At 50.8% G+C, this 15099-nt stretch carries 12 protein-coding genes; 7 read left to right on the top strand and 5 right to left on the bottom strand.

The features are described 5' to 3' along the window. Positions 1-314: 314 nt before the first annotated feature. From groES to ACN0YN_RS16400, 4 genes are all read left to right on the top strand, one after another. Complete coding sequence (gene groES / locus ACN0YN_RS16415) at positions 315-632, top strand: co-chaperone GroES (RefSeq protein WP_002647314.1); 318 nt, start codon at positions 315-317, stop codon at positions 630-632. Positions 633-732: 100 nt separating this feature from the next. After that, positions 733-2334, top strand: coding sequence for a chaperonin GroEL (gene groL, locus ACN0YN_RS16410; RefSeq protein WP_417386110.1), 1602 nt, complete (start codon positions 733-735; stop codon positions 2332-2334). Positions 2335-2611: 277 nt separating this feature from the next. Next, entirely contained in the window at positions 2612-3868 is a 1257-nt protein-coding gene (locus ACN0YN_RS16405; protein ID WP_417386109.1) for an argininosuccinate synthase, read from the top strand. Positions 3869-3975: 107 nt separating this feature from the next. After that, positions 3976-4674, top strand: a complete 699-nt coding sequence (locus ACN0YN_RS16400; protein ID WP_417386108.1) for a metallophosphoesterase family protein — start codon at positions 3976-3978, stop codon at positions 4672-4674. Between the two features lie 53 nt (positions 4675-4727). On the opposite strand, the gene ACN0YN_RS16395 is transcribed toward ACN0YN_RS16400, so the two are convergent. Next, the gene (locus tag ACN0YN_RS16395) at positions 4728-6146 is read right to left on the bottom strand and encodes an aldehyde dehydrogenase family protein (protein ID WP_417386107.1); all 1419 of its coding nucleotides are present in this window, start codon (positions 6144-6146) and stop codon (positions 4728-4730) included. 333 nt (positions 6147-6479) lie between these two features. On the opposite strand from ACN0YN_RS16395, the gene ACN0YN_RS16390 reads away from it, so the two are divergent. Further along, positions 6480-6911 (top strand): hypothetical protein, encoded by a 432-nt coding sequence (locus tag ACN0YN_RS16390; protein WP_417386106.1) that lies wholly within the window; start codon positions 6480-6482, stop codon positions 6909-6911. A 9-nt stretch (positions 6912-6920) separates the two neighbouring features. On the opposite strand, the gene rlmN is transcribed toward ACN0YN_RS16390, so the two are convergent. From rlmN to ACN0YN_RS16375, 3 genes are all read right to left on the bottom strand, one after another. Beyond that, a complete protein-coding gene (rlmN, locus tag ACN0YN_RS16385) occupies positions 6921-8027 on the bottom strand; it encodes a 23S rRNA (adenine(2503)-C(2))-methyltransferase RlmN (protein ID WP_417386105.1) in 1107 nt (368 codons plus the stop codon). 207 nt (positions 8028-8234) lie between these two features. Next, entirely contained in the window at positions 8235-10166 is a 1932-nt protein-coding gene (locus ACN0YN_RS16380) for a hypothetical protein (protein WP_417386104.1), read from the bottom strand. A 322-nt stretch (positions 10167-10488) separates the two neighbouring features. Further along, complete coding sequence (locus ACN0YN_RS16375; RefSeq protein WP_417386103.1) at positions 10489-11688, bottom strand: DegT/DnrJ/EryC1/StrS family aminotransferase; 1200 nt, start codon at positions 11686-11688, stop codon at positions 10489-10491. Between the two features lie 566 nt (positions 11689-12254). Between ACN0YN_RS16375 and ACN0YN_RS16370 the strand changes: the two genes are divergently transcribed. Beyond that, positions 12255-12533, top strand: coding sequence for a ferredoxin family protein (locus ACN0YN_RS16370; RefSeq protein WP_417386102.1), 279 nt, complete (start codon positions 12255-12257; stop codon positions 12531-12533). A gap of 66 nt (positions 12534-12599) precedes the next feature. Here the strand turns inward: ACN0YN_RS16370 and ACN0YN_RS16365 are convergent, their stop codons facing one another. Then, complete coding sequence (locus tag ACN0YN_RS16365) at positions 12600-13568, bottom strand: dihydrodipicolinate synthase family protein (protein ID WP_417386101.1); 969 nt, start codon at positions 13566-13568, stop codon at positions 12600-12602. A 96-nt stretch (positions 13569-13664) separates the two neighbouring features. Here ACN0YN_RS16365 and ACN0YN_RS16360 point away from each other — a divergent pair, with 96 nt between their 5' ends. Further along, complete coding sequence (locus ACN0YN_RS16360; protein ID WP_417386100.1) at positions 13665-15095, top strand: sulfatase-like hydrolase/transferase; 1431 nt, start codon at positions 13665-13667, stop codon at positions 15093-15095. Positions 15096-15099 lie beyond the last annotated feature (4 nt).

The following is a 15099-nucleotide window of genomic DNA, read 5'->3' as shown; positions in this document are numbered from 1 at the left end:
CTGAAACAGCTGTTGATTTCAGATTGAGGATGCTGCCAATATGGCAGCAGGATTTCAGAGGAGAGAGACTGTCCGGCAGGATTTGTGAGAGGAATGAATCAGGTCTGAAATCGATAACATCAAGATACTATTTATCTTATGGATTATTCGTTAGTTAGGCACGGCGTTCGCAGCTAGGGAAACCACGCTCCTGTCTGCACTGCAGGTATGAGTTGAGCATGTGTTGTTGTGGATTGGCTCGACCGCCACCACAGATCATAAAATTATCCGATGTGAAGACATTCGAGTCAAAATTAAAAATCTAGGAGATCCCAATGGCGAAGAAGGCTGCCAAAGCAAGTAAAGGCGCCCGGATTGTCCCTCTTGGTGACAAAGTCGTTCTGAAAAGAGAAGTTGCAGAGTCCACCACAGCAGGGGGCATTGTCCTGCCTGACAGTGCACAGGATAAACCACAACGAGGTGAAGTGGTTGCCGTGGGAGACGGACACGTCAAATCTGATGGAACCAAACTTCCATTAACCGTCAAGGAAGGGGATCGTGTCATTTTCAGTCCTTATGGTGGGGACGAAATCAAAATTGGCGGAGAAGAGTATCTGTTGCTCCGCGAAAGTGACATTTTGGCAACTTACTAAGTCGCCCCTGTTTTGTAATTAGCGGTAATCGCTCCCGATTCAGGTGAGCTGGTTACTCTTCCTTTCAAATTTCATACTGCGTACATGGAGAGATAGTGAAATGGCAAAGATGATTGCCTTCGATCAGGAAGCTCAAGAAGCGATGCGACGCGGCATCAGCAAGCTGGCGCGAGCAGTTCGAGTCACACTGGGTCCCAAGGGGCGTAACGTTATTCTTGAAAAAAGCTTCGGTTCCCCGACTGTAACCAAAGACGGCGTATCCGTCGCCCGTGAAATCGAACTGCCTGATAAGTTCGAAGATATGGGTGCCCGTATGGTTCGCGAAGTTGCCAGCAAAACTTCTGACATCGCCGGCGATGGAACCACCACCGCGACGATTATGGCAGAAGCCATTTACAATGAAGGTCTGAAATCGGTTGTTGCCGGTGTCAGCCCGATTGCCATGAAGCGTGGCATGGATAAAGCCGTCGAAGACATTGTGGACAAACTCCACAAAATGTCGATCGAATGCAAAAACAAAAAGGCGATTTCCCAGGTTGGTAAAGTTGCTTCCAACGGCGACGAAGAAATCGGTAAGATCCTGGCAGACGCCATGGAACAGGTTGGTAAAGACGGTGTGATCACCGTTGAAGAAGGTCAGAGCCTGCAGACCAGCTTCGAAGTCGTCGAAGGGATGCAGTTTGACCGCGGTTACCTGTCTCCTTACTTCGTGACTGATCCTCAGAGCATGTCCTGCGACCTGGATGACGCTTACGTCCTGGTTCACGAAAAGAAGATTTCCAACATTAAAGACCTGGTTCCTGTTCTGGAAAAAGTCGTTAATGCCGGTAAACCCCTGCTGATCATCGCTGAAGACATCGAAGGCGAAGCCCTGTCGACTCTCGTGATCAACAAGCTGCGTGGTACTTTCCGCTGCTGTGCTGTCAAAGCACCAGGTTACGGCGATCGTCGTAAAGCCATGCTGCAGGATATCGCCATCATGGTTGGTGGCCAGGCGATCTTCGAAGATCTCGGCATTCAGCTGGAAAATCTGCAGTTGTCCGATCTGGGAACAGCCAAGAAGATTTCTGTTGATAAAGACAACGCGACCATCATCGAAGGTGGTGGAAAGCCAGGCGAAATCAAATCCCGTATCGAACAGATTCGTCGTGAACTGGAAAATTCGACCAGCGATTACGACAAAGAAAAGCTGGAAGAACGGATTGCCAAACTTTCTGGTGGTGTCGCCCAGATCAATGTGGGTGCCGCAACTGAAAGTGAAATGAAAGAAAAGAAAGCCCGCGTAGAAGATGCTCTGCATGCAGTCCGCGCTGCTGTCGCCGAAGGCATCCTGCCCGGTGGTGGTGTTGCATTACTGCGATGCTCTGCAGCCTGCAAACCTACTGGTCTTTCTCAGGAAGAAAAAGTGGGTTACGAGATCATTCTGCGAGCCTGTCGTGCACCGCTGACCTCCATTGCCAACAACGCCGGCGATGATGGCAGCGTCGTCTGCGAAAAGGTTTCCGAACTGGAAGGCAACATGGGCTACAACGCCGCAACTTCCAAGTACGAAGATCTGGTCAAAACCGGGATCATTGACCCGACCCGTGTGACTCGATCTGCTCTGCAGAATTCAGCCAGTGTTTCAACCCTGCTGCTGACCAGCGATGCTCTGATCGCTGAAAAGGGCAAGGATGACCATGGCGACGACGACCTGCACTAAGAGCAGGCTTCGTCCCGTTTTTTAATAGATGTGAAAGCACCCGTCAGATGATTCTGCCGGGTGCTTTTCTTTTATCGCCTAGACCAGGTTCGTTCAGACTGGGGAAGACCGGACGAGGTTCTGGTGGCTGACTGGCTGGTTTTCGACCTTCGGGAGCCAGAATGTTAGAATGTGCGCATTGCGGATGTGTTTGGATCATTGTACCATTTGCATCGTTCGCAGATTCCGTCGAATTCGTTTGTTTAGTCCTTCATTTCCAGAAGATTGGTAGAATTTCGTGGCAAGAGAAAAAGTAGTTCTGGCATACAGTGGCGGTCTGGATACTTCCGTCGCCGTCAAGTGGATCAATGAAAAATACGACATGGACGTGATCACTTATACCTGTGATCTCGGTCAGGGTCGCGACGTGGATGGAATTAAGGAAAAAGCGATCAAAACCGGTGCTGTAGAAGCCGTCGTCGAAGATGTGCGAAACATGTTCGTCGACTTCTTCGTCTGGCCGTCACTGATGGCAGGCACCATGTACGAAGGCAAATATCCTCTGGCGACCGCATTAGGGCGTCCGCTGATCGCCCACCGCATGGTCGAAGCAGCCAAAGAGCATGGCGCAACCGCAGTAGCACACGGCTGTACCGGAAAAGGGAACGACCAGGTCCGGTTCGACGTTTCTTTCCAGACACTGGCACCACAGCTGAAAATTATTGCTCCTGTTCGCGAGTGGAAATGGACACGGACGGAAGAACTGCAGTACGCCAAAGAGCATGGCATCGAAGTCGAAGCCACCAAAGAGAGCATCTTCAGTATCGACCAGAACCTGTGGGGCCGATCTGTGGAAGCGGGCGTGCTGGAAGATCCGTGGGTGGCTCCTCCCAAAGAAGCCTACAAGTGGACCGTGTCTCCCCAGGATGCACCGGACCAGCCTGTGGAACTGGAGATCGAGTTCGAACAGGGGCGACCGATTTCCATCGATGGTAAAGAAATGGACGGTGCCGACCTGATCGCATACTTGAATACAATCGGCGGAGAGCACGGTGTAGGCCGGATCGACCATGTCGAGAACCGTCTGGTTGGTATCAAGAGCCGCGAAATTTACGAAGCACCTGCGGCCTTGATTCTGCACAACGCTCACCGCGAACTGGAATACCTGACGCTCAGCCGCCAGTCTCTGCGATTCAAAACCTTTGTCAGCCAGACCTGCAGTGATATCATTTATGATGGCCTCTGGTACAGTTCTTTCCACCAGGATTTGATGGGATTCGTCGAAAAGAACCAGCGTTTTGTTTCCGGAACCGTCCGAGTGTCGCTGTATAAAGGAAATCATACAGTAACTGGTCTGAAGAGTGAGCACAGTCTTTACAGTCCTGAACTGGCAACTTATGAAGAGGGCGACCAGTTTCCTCATGAAACCGCCCTGGGCTTCATCAGGATCCATGGACTGGCTCAACAGACTCAGGCACGTCAACAGTTATTGAAAGGGGAGCCCAGTTCCAAGCCAACCCGGATTATGCCCCCCAGTCAATCAGACAAATCCTGAGAAAACTGGTTACAGACGCTCGATCAACCTGTATCAGAACTCATAGGCTGAAATACTTTACACAGCTATGAGTGCTGATTCGGGCTCACTTTAACATATGTGGTCGCATGATGGATCAATCGACACAGAAAGGACGGACGATCGCAATCGGTGATATTCACGGTTGCGATGTGGCGTTGGGGACGATTTTGTATCACCTCGAGTTGACTCGGGAAGATACCTTTATCTGTCTGGGTGATGCGGTTGATCGGGGACCTGGTACCAAGCATGTGATTGAGATTCTGCTGGATCTCAAAGCGACCTGTAAGCTGATCATGCTCAAAGGCAATCATGAAGAGATGATGCTGGACGGCCTGCAGGGGGGGCACTGGGAATCCATCTGGCTGCAGCATGGCGGCAAAGAAGCGATTGACTCTTATGGCGGTCGCTATGATCTCATACCGGAAGAGCATCGTATTTTCATGGCGACGGCCCTCGATTATTACGAGACAGAAACCGATATCTTCGTCCACGCGACGGCAGTCCCCGGCGTTCCCCTGGAAGACCTGACAAAGCAGGAACTCCGCTGGGACCGGATTACCGGCGAGGAAGAGCCAGACCCTTCCGGACGTCGGATTATCTGTGGGCACACGGCTCAGAAATCAGGAAAGCCGCTGGTCTTTGATGGCTGGGCCTGTCTCGACACTGCTGCCTACCGCGGAAACTATCTGACCGCGATTGATGTGCACACAAATGAACTCTTTCAGGCCAAGCAGTCAGGAAAGTACCGCGACGGCAAAACACTGGAACGTTACCTGATCAAGTAACCGTAGCGCAGAAGCAGGATATTACCTGCTTCTGCATTCGAACGGGAATTCAATCAGTTCGTCAGGTGCATGACCACCATCTTTTCTTCGCTCATTTCCTGGATCGCATACTTGGGGCCTTCTTTACCGGTCCCGCTGTGTTTCAATCCGCCGTATGGCATTGCATCGGCGCGCCACTGGCTGGACCAGTTGATATGCAGATTGCCGCTCTCCACTTCACGGGCAAATCTCATGGCGCGATCGATGTCCTGTGTGAAAATTCCAGCTGCCAGTCCGTAGGTCGTATTATTGGCCATCTGGATGGCATGCTCGATATCATCAAAGTAAGACAGCGCCACAGCCGGCCCGAAGATTTCGTCTTTTTCTACCTGCATCTCAGGGCTGGTGTTATCCAGAATCGTCGGGGTGTAGATGGCTCCCTGGCGTGTGCCTCCCGTGACGAGTCGCGCTCCCTGGCTGATTGCTTCGTTGACCCATTGTTCGACGCGGGTCGCATCGGTTTCACGAACCATGGGACCGATTTTTGTTGCCTCTTCCAATTGATTGCCGGTGTGCAGGGCATCGACTTTTGATTTTAAGAGGTCCACAAAGTCAGACTTGATCGCAGAAGAAGTCAGAATCCGCTGAGCGGAAATACAGACCTGACCGGCGTTGGCATATCCGGCCATGCTGACTGCCGTCGCCGCTTTTTCCAGATCCGCGTCATCCATGATAATGACGGGACTGTTGCTTCCGAGTTCCATCGTGACTTTCTTCAAGCCAGCCATTTCACAAATTTTCGTGCCTACTTCGTAGCTGCCTGTGAAGCTGATTTTTCGAATTCGGGAATCAGTACAGATGGCGCGGCCAATTTCCCCTCCCGGTCCGGTCACACAGGCAATCGCTTCTTTAGGCAGACCAGCTTCCAGCAGCAGCTCTGTCAACTTGAGGGCCGACAGTGGTGTATCGCTGGCCGGCTTGATGAGGATCGCGTTTCCGGCTGCAATGGCGGGACCCACTTTGTGGCAGACCAGATTTAATGGAAAGTTGAACGGAGTAATCGCGGCCACGATTCCACAGGGGACGCGAAGTGTAAACCCGAGTTTGTTCTGTCCGCCAGCGTTCCCTTCGAGGGGAATCATTTCGCCTGTCATCCGCCGGGCTTCTTCGCCTGAGAGTCGGATCACTTCGGCACTGCGACTGGCTTCGACCTGGCTCTCTGCCAGAATTTTTCCCTCTTCCAGACTGATGGTTCGCGCGAAATCATCTTTGCGCTCCAGCATCAGTTCAGATGCTTTCTGGAGAATCAGGCTGCGGTCATACGCGGTCATGGATTTCATGATGCGGGCACCCTGCTCCAGAACAGAGACCGCTTTTGCTACATCGTCGCCACTCCCCTGGGGGATGGTGTCAATCACCGATTTGTCAAAGGGGTTGATCACATCGATTGTTTTAGAAGTTTCCTGCCATTGTCCCGCGCAAAACATTTTCATATTGATCAATCCTTCAGGGAAAGTGGTCGCGAAGTCATTCACAAAGATTCAATTTCAGAATAGACGTGCCGAGAGAATCTGACAACCCAGACAGGCAGTGGATTTCATAACTGTAGTGACGAAATTTACATAAGTGTTATATCTTTATGGCTTTAAGTCTGTGGTTTCCAGACAGAGATTGATCTTGGCATAAATGCAGGGATCTGGTAGAAAACGTCTGCTCATCAGGAGGCAGTTCTGTCTCTTTTCCTCTCTCAATCATCTGCTGTGGCGGACACATCGCGGCAGTGAATTACCTTCGACAATCTTTTCTTCATTCAGGTGGATATGATCATGGCCAACCTTCGATGTGTGGCGCCGTGGATGGTATGCAGTATCGTGCTGCTTTTTGCAGGTTCCGGTTGTGAAACGCTGCCGGAATGGGATTCTGAATCAATGGCCACAACTCACAAGGCGGAAAAACGAGTCAGCCGGGCAGAAGACTATCGTATGCGGTTTCAAACCAAGCGCGATCCCAAAGCATTGAACTGGATTCTGAAGAACCGCCTGTATTCCGGAATGTCCCGGAGCAGTGTGGAAAAAGAGATCGGCGAAGAAGGCGAACTTCAGGAATCTTCCAAGTGGCTCAAAGCCACCGGTGGAACATTTCGCACGACCGACGACGCTTATCGCTGGGGACCTGACGAAAGTGGACGCAGCGTTTACCTGATCTTCCGGGATGATGTGCTGGTCAACTTTGACCCCAAAGACTTTAATCTGGATTAATCGCAGTCGTTACTGAATCTGTACCAGGTCTTTTTCTTTTTCGCGATTCAGCCTCAACTGTCCGCAGGCAGCGTCGATATCGTCTCCCTTGCGTTTGCGGACCGTCACATTGACGCCCCCTTTCGCGAGTGTCATGAAGAAGCGATCAACGTCTTCTGTCGTGGGAGTCTGATAGCCGGTCTCCTGAACCCCATTCGCGGGGATCAGATTCACATGGGCATTGCGGTGCTTCAGCAGGCGTGCCAGTTCCTGTGCATGGGCGGGGCTGTCGTTGACCCCTGCCAGTAGAATATACTCAAACGTGACTCGTCTGCCGGTCGTTACGTAATAATAGTCAGTGGCATCAAGGATTTTCTGAATACCAATTTTGTTATTCGTGGGAACGATCTGATCACGCAGCGTGTCATTGGGAGCATGCAGCGAGACGGCAAGGATGTATGACTTGTTGACGTCAGCCAGTTCCCGGATCTTAGCCGGCAGCCCGACTGTAGAAACAGTGATTTTGCGGGCTCCGATACCCATGCCCCCTTTGTGATTCAAAGTATCAAGTGCGGGGATCAAGGCGGCCAGGTTCGCCAGCGGTTCTCCAATTCCCATGACCACGATATTTGAAATGCGTTCTTCTTCTCCGATCACTCGATCCAGGCGCAAAATCTGTTCGAGGATTTCCCCCATGGTCAGGTTTCGGGTTAATCCCAGTAACCCGCTTGCGCAGAAGACACAGCCCATGGCACAGCCAACCTGAGTACTGATGCAGACGGTGTTTCGCTTGGGCTCCCGCATCAGCACGCATTCGACGTGATGTCCGTCGTGAAGTTCGAGCAGCAGTTTTTCCGTGCGATCTTTCGAAGTCTGATGCTTGACGATGCTGGTTGAAAAGAGTCGAAAGTTTTCCTTGAGCAAGTCCCGAAACTTCTTGGAGATATCATGCATCGCATCAAAGTCATTGACGCGTTTGGTGAAGATCCAACGCCGGATCTGATCCGCTCGATAGGATGATGAGTCGTGGTCGATGCACCACTGCGCAAGCTGATCGCGGGTCAAATCTGTAATCAGGGGGAGCATAGCGACTTCCGACGTAGAAGTCTGTGGAATCTCATTTTCAGAAGGCAGCATTGTGAAGCTCAGGCACGTGGGGTTCGCAGTCAATCCAAAGCGCGGCGAACAGGTTTTGCAATTCATTGCGATTTCGAAAAACGCCCGAAATCTTGTTCAGGCTCACGGATCTCTGTAGGTATCATACCGGAGACCGGACCAGATGACTACTATTTGTGTGCGTACTTTTCTAATTCCCCAGCAGCAAACGCCCTGAAACCAGCTGTTTTACGGTACATTCGTCTCTTCAGGAGGAGCAGGAAAACTGACCACGGTCCCTTTATTCTTCTTTTGCACTGCAGGTACTTCATCCGCTTCGAGATCAAAGGAGAGTGCCGGGATCGGGGGCGGAGAATTCGGAATCGCTGGTAACTCGGGAGTAGAAAGATCCGGGATTGCCAGCGTTGGCAGTTTCGGAGCGGACTGTGCCTGCAATTGCTGCTGCTCGGGATTCAGTTGTGGCTGAGGAGTGGTTTGTGACATCTGTGGTGCATCAGCAGGACGTACAGGACTCTGCCGCACAATGCGTCGGCCGTCATCTTCAATCGCATTCCTGTGAAACGCGATTGTCTGTCCCTGAATTTCTGCTCCCACGATCCGGTAATGTTGGCCGGTCGGTGCCTTTAGCGCAGTTAACAGATTCCCAGAGTCCGGCTGGCTACGATCCTGTGGCGCCGTTGACAGCATCAGTTCCAGGCTGGAGCCATCCGGATACTTTAACCGCAGCCTGGGTTGCGAGTAGGCCACATTCATCGTTCCGAGCGGGTTCCCGAATTCCGCCACGCGCTCAAAGCGGGCGTGTATTTCATTTTTGCCGGCTGCCAGTCTTGGACGCGTATAAGTTTTATTTGCCATGATTAATTCTGCATTCGACATATGCAGATGCCAGTTACCGGTCGAGGCGATCACGATATCATCTGCCCCAAAATGAAGTTGAGGGTAGACGTACAGCGAAGAGGCGATCTGAGAAGCAGCGACAGGCGGCATCCTGTCTGCTCCCAGGAACATGGCACATTGAATCAATGTCGGCACGGGAACAGCCTGCACGATTTTGGGCTGGTTCAATTGTGCCATCATTTTCGTTTTATCGTTAGTGGCATAATAGAGTGAAAGCAAAGCGACCGAACTCTGGTTTGTCTCCAGATCGACATCCAGATTCCGTAGAATCGCTTCTTCCGCTTCTTCAGGTTGCTGATACTTCTGCAGGATGCGCGAGCAGAGCAGGTTCGCTTCCCAGACATCGCTGGAGTAGGTCTGAGATTTGAGCGCCATTTTCGCGGCGTCCGGCTGTCCCAGGTAATCGCGGATGCCGGCAAGATTCGCGGTCCCTGATGCCAGCATGTCATCTCGGCGGAAGTATCCATCGCCCAGGTTTGCCAGTTCGGTGTAAGTATGCGAGGCAGCAAAGAGCTGACCCTGGGCCTGCTGCGTGCGCGCCACATAATACCAGTACGGCGGGTAATGGCTCATAAAGCGTTCCAGGCGTTTTAAAATTCGCAGCCGGACGCGCGGGTTCGGCTCCTGCATCGCCTGATCCAGGGTCTCAAGGTCGTCATCACGAATCAACCAGTCATCAGGAATCTTTTTTTCCTGGGCCAGTTTCCAGAAGGTATCCAGAAACAGAGTGGAGCGGGAAATAACCGCTTCCATCCGTTCTTTATCGACTTTCCAGACGTCCAGATCTTTCTGGGCTTCGACATTTCGATAATCCCACCAGCTGTTGGCCCCGTTACGGATGGCACTGCCGAACTGCAGCGTTAACACATCGGTTGTTAATGCGAGGGCATTGGTGGCGATTTTCTGACGTGCGTGGTACTTGTGCTTATTCTTGAAGTATTCCCGTTCCTGTTCCGCGATCTCCACCTGACCGATTTCGTCCAGAACAGCAGAGTAAAGTTTGACGACTTTCTCGTCTCCGATACCGTTCAGATTCAGATTGTTCAGAATCTTTTCCCGCTCTTCGAACATGACCTCTTTCGTGCCCGATTTTTTGATACGGTAGAATGAGGCACGGCAGTAATTGAGGGCAATCGCCGTCTTACTGGCAGTCGGGTCAGGTTCGTTGCGGGCTTCCTCTGCGCGTAACAGAGCCAGGGCAGGGCCAATGAGAATCAAGGCCACCAGCAATCGAATTGTTGTACTTCGAAATCGAGTCGGCATGTGATCTCCTTAACTGCCGATCAGAATCAGTATTATGGCAGGAGTTTGGATAATGTCGTGGATGCTTTGCACATCAATGCAGGAAATTAATTTCATCTCCTTAAATCTACACGACGAATCTCATTCAGGTGGAAATTCCCTCCCTTTTTTAATGATTTTTCGAGTGGTGCAACGACTGATTGTCCGGTTATGTAAAATAGGCTGAGTCTGGTGCCTGGTTTGAAGTCAGCGATCTCTGCTTGTCACAAGCCATAAAAAAATCCCACAGATTTCGAGATGAAACCTGTGGGATAAAGTATGAGGTTTGGTTCGTTTTTTCGGTTCAGGCCGCTTTTGAGATTTGCGGTGTATCTGAATACAGCGTGGGGAATTGCGGCGAAGAGAGCCGTCCCAGACTTTGGGCGATTCCACGAACTACTGTTTCCTGTTGAACTTCCGTTAATTCCGAGAAGATCGGCAGGGCCAGACATTCGCTGGTGACCAGTTCCGTTTGAGGAAGATCGCCTGGTTTGCAGCCCAGGTATTCAAAACACTGCTGCAAGTGCAGCGGACGCGGATAATAGATTGCACAACCGATCTGCTTTTCGCGGAGATCCTGCAGTACCTTATCCCGTTGGCCACCCTTTACCCGGACACTGTACTGGTTGTAAACGTGTCGTCGATCGGGGAGAACTGTCGGAGGTTCGACACAGTCCAGCAGCTGATAGTGCCGGAACAGGGCATTGTATCGTCTGGCGTTTTCCTGACGCTCAGTCGTCCACTGATCAAGGTGACGCAGTTTGACACGCAGCACCGCTGCCTGCAGCGCGTCCAGTCGGCTGTTGATTCCGATTTCGGCATGCTGGTAGCCGCCCAGGTCGCCGTGAACCCGTAAGCGTCGGATGCGTGTTGCCAGATCTGGATCGTCTGTTGTTACTAATCCGCCATCACCGGCCCCACCCAGATTCTTGGTCGGGAAGAAACTGAAGCAACCAACCGTACCCAGAACGCCGGCACGGCGTCCACGATATTCAGCACCAATTGCCTGGGCTGCGTCTTCAATCACGGGAATGCCGTTGCGAACGGCATTGCGCCAGATCGGTTCCATATCGGCACATTGTCCGAAGATATGGACTGGCATGATGGCTTTCGTCCGATCCGTGATTTTGCTTTCAATAGATTCCGGACAGAGATTGAAGCTGACTGGATCGATATCTGCAAACACGGGGGTGGCACCGACGCGAGCGATGCAGCTGCCCGTTGCAAAGAAGGTAAAGGGGCTGGTAATGACTTCATCACCGGGACCGATTTCCAGTGCCATCAGAGCCAGCAGTAAGGCATCTGTACCTGAGGCAACCCCGATCGCATTTCGGGAGTCGCAATATTCGGCAATATCACACTCAAACTCGGCAACTTCGTCACCCAGGACAAAGGCCTGATCATCGAATACTTTCAGGACCGCTTCCTGAACCTCCGATTTGATTCTCTGGTATTGTGCGACAAGATTGATGAAAGGGACTGGGGTGGGGGTGTTGTTTGTCATTCAGCGACTCCATTCGCTATGGGAATCCGGGGAGTTCCGTGCTCAAAAACCGGTCAAACTGGTAGTTTTGAGAGATTTGGTACACCAAATTATCAGGTTAGACATTGAGAGATCGATTCTCTTGAGGGGGGTTCCATCCTGGAATTCTCAATCGTAGATCGATATTTCGTCGGTAGATTAGGTTGAGAACCCGTTTGTGTCAATATGTGTCGAACTGAAAACTGGATCGTGTGATTCGGGGCTCAAAACGGCCTCAGACAGCGAATTCGGCAATCAGCCAATGATTGCTCCGGGGATTGCCGATAGTAGTAGCATACTCAAGATTTAGAGAGATTTTTGCAGTCTTGACACGTGATTTTGCGAGATCTAATATGAATCGAGAGTTCGAGGTTGAAACAATATTCCCAAATCGACTATATAACACTAAATACCACTCCTGCCGATCCTTTTAAAAAGGCAGTTTTTGCAGGACTGGTAGTTTTTTGATAGCAGAAGCCTATAATCTCTGAAAAGGCTTCGAGCAGTTTTTGCCTATTTTTCAGAGTAATGTCCAGAAAGGAAAACTCATGGCACACGTGGTTACAGAGGCTTGCTTCAATTGCAAATATACAGATTGTGTCGTGGTTTGCCCCGTAGAGTGTTTCTACGAAGGGGAATCAATGGTATACATCAATCCCGATGAGTGCATCGATTGTGAAGCCTGCGTGCCTGAATGCCCGGTTGAGGCGATTTTTCATGAGGACAATGTTCCAGAAAAATGGCAGGAATATACTCAGATCAATGCTGAAAAATCACAGGAACTCCCTGTGATCACCGAAAAGAAAGAGCCTCTGGCTGATTCGTGATCCGGATTGATCATTGAAAATAAAATAAAACTCCCCATTACTGGTCCGGTAATGGGGAGTTTTTGATTAATCAATGACATTGAGTCGCTGTCCCAATTCGCGCAATACTTCGATATCGCTTTCGGGTCTGGTCGGACTGTGGGGGTGAGTCTGGTTTGTTTTAATCCAGCCCCGCAAGTAGAGAAACTGCGCCGCTGAGTGCTTATAAGCAGGGGAAGGGCTGCGGAAGGTGAAGTAGCCCAGGTATTGCAGTTGATCGTTCAGTTCATAAAAGGCGGGATCGCCGGCAGCCCAGAGGGCATCGCGTCTGGCAAACAGATCAGGGGCAAAGGTGCTCAAGCCCAGCAGGTAATCGCTGCCGTACTGGATCATATCGATGCCAAAGTCGTTTCCTGTGAAAACTTTGAAATCGGGGCGTTTCGCGTCACGCAGCTGCAGGCGTTCCCATTCCGGTTCCCGATGAAAAGAGGAATGCTTGGCACCGATGCACTGGGGAATTTCCATGAGTGCTTCGTAGGTATCCAGGTCGTAAACGGAGCCGAACGCCGCCAGATCACGGGTTAATTCGAAGCCGATAAAACGGTCGGTATTTTCGGCGATGGTCTGGTAAGAGGCGATAATCTGATCGGGTGACTGTTCTACCAGACCAAAGGACTGGAAGATCACAGGTATTCCCCCATGAGACTGAATCAGATCAATCTTCCTCTGGTAACCGGCGGCGTCAAAAGCGGCGCCAGGTTGATCGGAGACAAAGGCTCCCGCAACGAACGGGCCGCCACTCAGGGTCTGTTGTGTGACCTTCAAGACCTCAATAAAGGTCGGTTCGTCGATCAGATTGACATAACCTGTATCCATATTCACAGCAGGCGTGATGCCGACGCTGGCGGTTCGTGAAATATGAGCGGAAAGTGATTCGCGGTCGATTTCACCGGATTCCAGATAGGGGAGCAGAACGGCAGAGATCCCGGTAATTTTTCGTTTCGGCCTGATCATGCTGACGGGATCATAAACTGCGGGAGGGGCTGCTTCTGGCATTTGGTCGTTCCTTGCTATATATTGAACAGGTTAAATTCGATCGATGATCAATCAACTTTCAGGATACCAGATTGACGCTCAATCTTGGAGGCATTCATGAGTTTTCGGCACAGAGATTCCTGGGCTTTATTTTTCGTACTCTGTTTTACCGCATTCACCAGCAGCCCCCTGGTTGCTGCTGAAAAACAAAATCCGAATGTCCTGTTTTTATTCACGGATGATCAACGCGCGGACACGATTCATGCTTTGGGCAATCCCCTGATCAAAACTCCCAACCTGGATCAACTGGTTCATAGTGGTTTTGTCTTCAACAACGCATATTGCCTGGGCAGTAATTCCGGCGCGGTTTGTGTCTGCAGTCGAAACATGCTGCTCAGTGGACGAACTTACTTTCGCTGGACAGGACGCTATGTTTCTGCTGATAAACCGAATTTCCCGGATTCCATGAAAGCGGCCGGGTACTACACCTACCATCATGGTAAAAAAGGGAATACGGCTGCCGAAATTCATAAACGCTTTGATCAGTCGAAATATCTGAATGATAACCAGGCGCGAATGCTGGGGCAGCCTGGTAAAGAGATCGTTGATAATGCGATTGAGTTTCTGCAGAAGAAGAACGAGCAGCCTTTTTTCATGTACCTGGCGTTTGCCTGCCCTCACGATCCCCGGGTTGCTGACCAGGAATATATGGATCTTTATCAACGTGAAGAGATTCCGTTGCCCGCAAATTATCTGCCTCTGCATCCTTTTAATAACGGAGAGCAGGTAGTGCGCGATGAACTGCTGGCAGGCTTCCCCCGCACTGAAGCGGAAATAAAAAAACATCTCCATGATTACTATGCAGATATTACTGGACTGGATGGTCATATCGGGAGACTTTTAAAAGCCTTAAAAGAGAGTGGAGAGTACGACAATACGATCATCATCTTTTCTTCCGATCACGGTCTGGCGATTGGCAGCCACGGACTGATGGGAAAGCAGAGCCTGTATGAACACAGTATGAAGTCACCACTGATTTTTTCGGGACCGGGGATTCCGCATGGCCAGAGTGATGCGCTGGTTTATCTTTACGATATTTTTCCCACGGTTTGTGAAATGGTGGGGACAGACATTCCACAGGGACTGGATTCCGAAAGCATGTGGCCTGTGCTGGCAGGTGAGAAATCGCAAATCAGGGAGACTCTGTTTACCGCTTACAAAGATGTGCAACGCTCTGTGCGTGATGATCGCTGGAAACTGATTACCTATCCGCAGATTAATAAATCACAGTTGTTCGATTTACAGAATGACCCCCAGGAAACCAGTAATTTATTTGGACAGTCTGCCTGTCAGTCTCACACGGATCGTTTATGGTCGGCGATGAAAGACTGGCAGAAGAAAACAGGCGATACCAGTTCACTTGTCTCAGAGACTCCACAGGATGCTGCTTTCAAAGCACCCACGGCTGAGGAGCTTGAGAAACTGAAAAAAAACTGGCAGCCTAAAAAGAAGAAAACGAAACAGAATCCCTCACCTGAGAAAAAGTAACGAA

Origin of the sequence: Gimesia sp. (assembly GCF_048260065.1) — a bacterium.
In the GTDB taxonomy this organism is placed as follows: domain Bacteria; phylum Planctomycetota; class Planctomycetia; order Planctomycetales; family Planctomycetaceae; genus Gimesia.
The sequence above is the reverse complement of the archived record's forward strand: the minus strand, read 5'-3'. Positions and strand labels throughout refer to the sequence as shown.

What these genes read in the sequence shown, in the direction of transcription:
- groES (WP_002647314.1), top strand. Translation starts at nt 315, where the DNA reads ATGGCGAAGAAGGCTGCCAAAGCAAGTAAAGGCGCCCGGATTGTCCCT.
- groL (WP_417386110.1), top strand. Translation starts at nt 733, where the DNA reads ATGGCAAAGATGATTGCCTTCGATCAGGAAGCTCAAGAAGCGATGCGA.
- ACN0YN_RS16400 (WP_417386108.1), top strand. Translation starts at nt 3,976, where the DNA reads ATGATGGATCAATCGACACAGAAAGGACGGACGATCGCAATCGGTGAT.
- ACN0YN_RS16395 (WP_417386107.1), bottom strand. Translation starts at nt 6,146, where the DNA reads ATGAAAATGTTTTGCGCGGGACAATGGCAGGAAACTTCTAAAACAATC.
- ACN0YN_RS16390 (WP_417386106.1), top strand. Translation starts at nt 6,480, where the DNA reads ATGGCCAACCTTCGATGTGTGGCGCCGTGGATGGTATGCAGTATCGTG.
- rlmN (WP_417386105.1), bottom strand. Translation starts at nt 8,027, where the DNA reads ATGCTGCCTTCTGAAAATGAGATTCCACAGACTTCTACGTCGGAAGTC.
- ACN0YN_RS16380 (WP_417386104.1), bottom strand. Translation starts at nt 10,166, where the DNA reads ATGCCGACTCGATTTCGAAGTACAACAATTCGATTGCTGGTGGCCTTG.
- ACN0YN_RS16375 (WP_417386103.1), bottom strand. Translation starts at nt 11,688, where the DNA reads ATGACAAACAACACCCCCACCCCAGTCCCTTTCATCAATCTTGTCGCA.
- ACN0YN_RS16370 (WP_417386102.1), top strand. Translation starts at nt 12,255, where the DNA reads ATGGCACACGTGGTTACAGAGGCTTGCTTCAATTGCAAATATACAGAT.
- ACN0YN_RS16365 (WP_417386101.1), bottom strand. Translation starts at nt 13,568, where the DNA reads ATGCCAGAAGCAGCCCCTCCCGCAGTTTATGATCCCGTCAGCATGATC.
- ACN0YN_RS16360 (WP_417386100.1), top strand. Translation starts at nt 13,665, where the DNA reads ATGAGTTTTCGGCACAGAGATTCCTGGGCTTTATTTTTCGTACTCTGT.